3 protein-coding genes and 1 pseudogene are annotated in these 6,000 nt (G+C 58.7%); 3 read left to right on the top strand and 1 reads right to left on the bottom strand.

Going from position 1 to position 6,000, the window contains the following annotated elements; all coding sequences use genetic code 11:
• Positions 1–2,582: pseudogene (locus ACYVAC_RS17395) on the bottom strand (hypothetical protein); the annotation flags it as partial.
• Positions 2,583–2,963: 381 nt separating this feature from the next.
• Between ACYVAC_RS17395 and ACYVAC_RS17390 the strand changes: the two are divergent.
• The 3 genes from ACYVAC_RS17390 to pseB all read left to right on the top strand — a co-directional run bounded on the left by ACYVAC_RS17390 (position 2,964) and on the right by pseB (position 5,975).
• A complete protein-coding gene (locus tag ACYVAC_RS17390) occupies positions 2,964–3,914 on the top strand; it encodes a GNAT family N-acetyltransferase (RefSeq protein WP_461099035.1) in 951 nt (316 codons plus the stop codon).
• An 80-nt stretch (positions 3,915–3,994) separates the two neighbouring features.
• Positions 3,995–4,942: a hypothetical protein gene (locus ACYVAC_RS17385; RefSeq protein ID WP_461099034.1), complete on the top strand. Its 948-nt coding sequence runs from the start codon at positions 3,995–3,997 to the stop codon at positions 4,940–4,942.
• 16 nt (positions 4,943–4,958) lie between these two features.
• Positions 4,959–5,975: a UDP-N-acetylglucosamine 4,6-dehydratase (inverting) gene (gene pseB, locus ACYVAC_RS17380; protein ID WP_461099033.1), complete on the top strand. Its 1,017-nt coding sequence runs from the start codon at positions 4,959–4,961 to the stop codon at positions 5,973–5,975.
• The last annotated feature ends 25 nt before the right edge of the window (positions 5,976–6,000 follow it).

Raw genomic sequence — 6,000 nt, 5'->3', positions numbered from 1 at the left:
TTGCTCCACAGGTAGCTTACTCCCGCCGTGGCCGTGCTGCTCAAGGTCACGCTGGTCAGCGTGCAGCTCAGCGGCCCCGTGTTGCTCACCGCCACTGTCGGTGAAGCCACATCCGAAGTCACCGTCGTGCTGGCCACTGCCGTACAGCCATTAGCCGAGGTCACCGTTAGTGAGTACGTGCCGGCTGTGCTGGCGGTCGTCGTAGCGGTGGTAGCCCCGTTGCTCCAGCGATAGCTCACCCCCGCCGTAGCCGTGCTGCTGAGCGTGACGCTGGTCAGCGTGCAGCTCAGCGGACCGTTGTTGCTCACCGATACTGTCGGTGAAGCCACATCCGAGGTCACCGTCGTGCTGGCCACTGCCGTACAGCCATTAGCCGAAGTCACCGTTAGTGAGTACGTGCCGGCCTGATTGACATTGGTGGTAGCGGTGGTAGCGCCGGTGCTCCAGCGGTAGCTCACCCCTGCCGTGGCCGTGCTGCTGAGCGTGACGCTGGTCAGCGTGCAGCTCAGCGGACCGTTGTTGCTCACCGCCACTGTCGGTGAAGCCACATCTGAGGTCACCGTCGTGCTGGCCACCGCCGTACAGCCGTTAGCCGAGGTCACCGTTAGTGAGTACGTGCCGGCTGTGCTGGCTGTCGTCGTAGCGGTGGTAGCCCCGTTGCTCCAGCGATAGCTTACTCCCGCCGTGGCCGTGCTGCTGAGCGTGACGCTGGTCAGCGTGCAGCTCAGCGGCCCCGTGTTGCTCACCGATACTGTCGGCACCGTGGTATTGGCCGTGACGACCGTACTGGCTACGGCCGTACAGCCACTAGCTGACGTAACGGTTAAGGAATAGGTGCCCGCCTGATTGACAATAGCCGATTGCGTAGCGGCCGTCTGTCCGGATACCGTTGTACCGTTTGTACTAAACCGATAACTGTATGAACTACCAAAGGTGCTGATGCTGGCACTCAGCGTGGCGGTTGGCTGCGCACACGTAATCGGTCCATTATTGGCGAGAGTGAGGGTTGGCGTTTGATTGACCGTGACGGTTACCGGATCGCTGGCGCATCCATTAGCCGATACTATCAGCGTATAGGTACCGGGCGTCGACACCGTAATGGTTTGGGTAGTGGCCGAATACCCACCAGGTCCCGTCCACTGATAGGTACTGCCATTCACAGTCGAAGCGCCTGTCAGCTGGGCCTGTCCGCCAGCCAGACAAACCGATGAACCGGTACCCTGCGGTGAGCTGATTGTAGCGACGGGCGTTGGATTGACCGTCAGATTGCCTGTTGCCTGAGCCGCACAACCGATCTGGTCGAAAGCCGCTACTTTAAAGGTGGTGCTGGTTTGAGAGGTTACGGGAAACGACAGGCTGGTGCCCTGCCCGGTCAATACCGTCGATGATGCACCTACGCTCACTGTATAACTCACCGGCGTCGTCATGCCCGTCGTACTGACGGCTACGGTTGACGTTTCGGTTGAGCAGGCGGTAATACTGGCGGGTGTCAGCACAGCCTCGGCTGCGCAGGGGCAATAAAACTGCACATAGTGCGGGCCCGACAGACCCGTGGAGAACGAACGGGTTGTTTCGACTCCGACGCCACCAACGTTCTGATAAACCCGAACAATGTTATTATCAAAGTCGGCGACGTACAGAAAGCCATCCGGGCTGAAATTCAGCCCCTGATAGGGGTTGGGCGGCCGGGTGGCAACGAATGGAATGCCCGTTACGAATCGGGTCTGCGTCAGGGTAGCGGCCGATGATGAGGGAGTTACCCTATCGATAACGGCACTGGTGGTCAGTCCACCCGATACGATGATCGAACTGATATACAGGTTTCCGTCGGGCCCGAGGGTCAACCCTCTGGGTGATTGTGTGGCCGGGTACGCAATCACCGTAGTCTGCGTACCCGCCCCCAGATTACTGATTCGAATCAGCCGCCCGCCACCGTTTGAGTTCAGAAGGCCCTCCGTCACATACAGATCAGTGCCTACAAAGGCAAGCCCCAGAAGACTATGGTTTGCCGAGGTGGGGTTAGTAACGGTATAGGAAGCAATAAAAGCCCCTGTAACGATATTGTACTTACTAATGGTCCGTAAACCGAAGTTTGCTACGTATAAAAAACCATCCGGGCCAACAATCATCTTCTCCGGAAAATTCAGGTTTGAGGCCGTCAGTGTCCGTGAGGTCGTGGTCGATACCAGGCCGGCAGTGCTGGTCAGGTCAAACTCCTTAATATGGTCGGGAGCCGCCCCGGCATTGGCCACATACAGCTTGTCCTGGTAGAGCAGCAGCGAGTTAGGCAGATCGAGCCCCCCAGCCGGCGCCGGAATGAGGGTGTTGATAAAAGCAGAGGTGTTGGCCGCCGTTGTCGAATAAGACGTTACGGTGTTGTTGCCGTAGTTGGCCACCAGCAAGCGGTAGTTGGTACAGTTCTGCGCCTGTACCGAGGGCATTTGCCACAGACTCATCAGGCCACATAGCCACCCGATGGTCATAGCCCGTAGCAGACTTCGGCTGACTTGTTGCGGCTGGTAAAGTCGATTGATCAGCGCGGTAATCTGCCGAAACAGGGGGTTCGTAAACGGTTTTGTCATAGAGTTAGTGGCTTGTCTAAACAGAGCCTCAGTAGTACACATATTCTTTTCACTATAAATCGAAGCAGACCGACCGCCAAAAACCCGGAACGATTATTGATAACCGACGTTTGTAACCGTTTCGACGTTTTCACCACAGGACTAAAGAACTGAGCGAATCCAGATTCTGGACCAATCCATCTGCCTCGCCCGTACCCTTTTCCCGCGACACAACTGTTATAGTTTCGTGTTTATCAATGCCTATGCCCGACTCAAAAACAGGCCGCATGTCCTTATCAAAATGCACACGCTTCGTCAGGTAGCTACTGTCAATTTCTATACCGAATCGAACGGGTTCGCACTCAAAAATTGCCGGGTTCGACCTCAACCTGCCTTCTCCTGATGCCTTCTTACACCATACTGCAACAACACGACCCGGCGCCGGCCGCGATTCCGCCATTTGCCAGCGATGGGTTTCTGTTCAACGATGCCGACCACCTCTGCCAGCAGCAGAACGGTGGGCTCCACCTGCTCACGGCCCTGAACCAGACCACCCGGCGGGCCGACGGGCGCTGTGCGTTCTTCATCAGTTCGTCGGGGGCGGTCAGCCCAAAGGCAGCTCCCTTTGGCTCCGTCGAGTTTACCCGGCAGCTCCCCGATGCGATCCTGAATCAACTCCTCATCAGCCTCGCCGACAGTGCCCGGTCGCTGGGCGTTTCGTCGCTCCGGCTGGTCAACTATCCCGACTGCTATGCGCCCGACCAGGCCCGGCGGCTCTGCGATCAATTGCTGGGGCAGGGCTTTCGGCTGGTCGATACAAACGACAACTTCTACCTGCCCGTTGGCGACGAACCGTTCGCGCTGGGTGTCGATGCGGCCGAACGACGGCGGTTGCGCAAGTGCCGGCAGGCGGGCTTTCGGGTCGAGCGCTGGCAGCAGCCCGATGCGGCCCTTGTCAATGCGTTTATCGGGCAGATTCGGCAGCAGCGCCGGCACGCCCTCACCCTGGCCCCGGCCCAGCTTGCTACGCTGCTTCATCAATTCCCCGATCAGTTTCAGGTGTTTACCGTGCGCGATGCCGGGCAGCTGGTTGCCTTAAGTGTAACGGTGCGCGTCAGGCGCGACATTCTGTACAATTTTCTGCCGGTATCCGACCCGGCCTACGACGCCTTCAGTCCCATGGTGCTGCTCACCGAAGGCCTTTACGCGCACTGCCAGCAGCACGCCATCGGCCTGCTCGACCTGGGTGTATCGCTCGACAGCAACCGCCTGCCCAAGCCCAGCCTGATGCGTTTCAAACGGAATCTGGGTGCGCAGACATCGCCCAAACGGGTGTTCGAGAAGGTGCTGTAGCGAGCGGGGCCGGCATGACGGTCTGCTCTTTTTTTCGTTATTTTGCTCCCAAAAGGCTTACCCACCGGGGTAGCGGCTGCATGATCGAGCAAGGCGTAAAATCAGTAACTCAATGGGTAAGCAACCTGCTGGCATCCGTGCTGTCACTCCTGAAAGTGGCTGTTCGGCTCCGGTATCGTACGCAGTTGCCCGCCCGTCGACAGCCCGTTTGCGCCGTACTGGGCAATGGCCCATCGCTCAACGAGTCGCTCCGGCTCCACACCGACTTTTTGCGGCAGACCGAACTGGTGTGCGTCAATAACTTTGCCCACTCACCTGTGTTCGCACAGCTGCGGCCGCAGAACTACGTACTCTTCGATCCGGCTTATTTCACCTACGCCGGCCTGCCCACCGACCGCGCCGACATCCGGCAAACCGTAACGGCACTGGCCGAACAGGTCGACTGGCCGCTGACCCTGTACGTACCGCAGTTTGCCCGGGGCTCCTGGCTCACCCAGCGGCTGGCCGAGAAAAACCCCAACATTCAGCTGGCCCCGTTCAACTACACCGTCGTGGATGGTTTTCGGGCGCTGCGGTTCTGGCTCTGCGCGCGCGGGCTGGGCATGATGCAGGCGCAGAACGTGATTATTGCCACCCTGAGCCTGATGATCAACCGCCGGTTCGATACCATTTACCTGTTCGGGGCCGATACCTCGTGGCATGAGCAGATCCGGGTCAGCAACGAGAATCAGCTGCTGATGCAGCAAACCCATTTCTACGAAAAAGCCGACCAGGTGGCCCATGTGCCGGTTTATGCCGATGCCCGGCAGCAGCACAGCTGGTCGATGGCGTCGCAGTTTCTGTCGATCCATAAAGTGTTCCGGGGCTACGACCGCCTGGCCGACTACGCCCGCCATCGGGGCGTGGCGGTGTTCAACGCCAGCGCCCGGAGTTATATCGATGCCTTTACGCGGGTGGCCCTTCCGCCCGGCCCGTCCAGTTCTGTTCGTACCACCACGCCCGGCTCAACGGTGAGCCCGGCAGCCTAATTTGTCTATTCTGTCTATGCTTGACTTAACCAATAAATCCATTCTGATCACGGGCGGCACCGGCTCGTTCGGCAAGAAGTTCGTCGAAATGGTGTATAAGCGGTATCCCAACCTGAAGCGGCTCGTGATCTATTCGCGCGATGAGCTGAAGCAGTTCGAGATGAGTCAGCACTACCCGCAGTCAACCTACAAGTCGATCCGGTTTTTCATTGGCGATGTGCGCGATGCCGACCGGCTCCGGCGGGCCTGCGAAGGCATCGACATTATTATTCACGCGGCCGCGCTGAAACAGGTGCCGGCGGCCGAGTACAATCCCATGGAGTGCATCAAGACCAACGTTTTCGGCGCCGAAAACGTGATCAATGCCGCCATGGACAACGGTGTGCAGCGTGTGGTAGCCCTCTCGACCGACAAGGCAGCCGCCCCCATCAACCTCTACGGCGCCACCAAACTCTGCTCCGACAAACTCTTCGTGGCGGCCAACAACATGAAGGGCAGCCGCGATCTGCGCTTCTCGGTGGTTCGCTACGGCAACGTGATCGGCTCGCGCGGGTCGGTTGTACCGTTTTTTCTCGACAAACGGCACGATGGCGTACTGCCCATTACGCACCCCGACATGACCCGCTTCAACATCTCGCTCGAAGAAGGCGTCGACATGGTGCTGTATGCGCTCGAACACGCCTGGGGTGGCGAAATTTACGTACCTAAAATTCCGTCGTACCGCATCACCGATGTAGCCACCGCCATTGGCCCCACCTGCGAGCAGCAGCTGGTTGGTATCCGGCCGGGCGAAAAGCTGCACGAGGAAATGATTACGGAAACCGACTCGCTCAATACGATCGAAACCGACAAGTACTACGTCATTACGCCGTCGACGCCAACCTGGAGCATGGACGACTATATCCGCGCGTTCAACGGCCGGACCGTCGAGATGGGCTTCAAATACAACTCGGGTACCAATACCGACTGGCTGAATGTCGAGCAGATCCGCGATCAGATCCGGCAGCACGTCGATCCCAGCTTCTCGGTCTGACGCATCCGTCCGGCTCCGTCCCGTT

It is taken from the genome of Spirosoma luteolum, assembly GCF_054778875.1.
The sequence above is the reverse complement of the archived record's forward strand: the minus strand, read 5'-3'. Positions and strand labels throughout refer to the sequence as shown.

Bases quoted from the DNA above. Each gene is read 5' to 3' on its own strand.
- ACYVAC_RS17390 (WP_461099035.1), top strand. From the start codon at position 2,964: ATGCCTTCTTACACCATACTGCAACAACACGACCCGGCGCCGGCCGCG.
- ACYVAC_RS17385 (WP_461099034.1), top strand. From the start codon at position 3,995: ATGATCGAGCAAGGCGTAAAATCAGTAACTCAATGGGTAAGCAACCTG.
- pseB (WP_461099033.1), top strand. From the start codon at position 4,959: ATGCTTGACTTAACCAATAAATCCATTCTGATCACGGGCGGCACCGGC.